Annotated in this window: 1 protein-coding gene; it reads right to left on the reverse strand. The window is 54.4% G+C overall.

Going from position 1 to position 248, the window contains the following annotated elements:
- The coding region (locus tag SB816_RS33945; protein WP_410548492.1) for a substrate-binding domain-containing protein at positions 1-248 on the reverse strand (248 nt) is incomplete at both ends.

Consider the following 248-nt stretch of genomic DNA (forward strand, 5'->3'; position numbering starts at 1 on the left):
ATGTTCTTCTGGGCATTTTCCGGCTTCCAGCCATCTGTATAGGCCTCGCCGACATTCTTGATCTTGCCGCCGTCGATGGCAGCCTTCAGCACTTCCTGCTGACCGGCGAACAGGAAGTCCGCATTCGGATCGGAAGAAGAGCCCTTGATGAAGACGTAATTGCCTTCCGGCTTGACCTTGAAGACTTCGGCTGCCTGAAGACGGCCGACTTCCTTGTTGTCGAAGGTGATGTAGAAGGCGTTCTGGTT

This window comes from Achromobacter sp. SIMBA_011 (assembly GCF_046535435.1).
GTDB lineage: Bacteria > Pseudomonadota > Gammaproteobacteria > Burkholderiales > Burkholderiaceae_B > Achromobacter > Achromobacter dolens.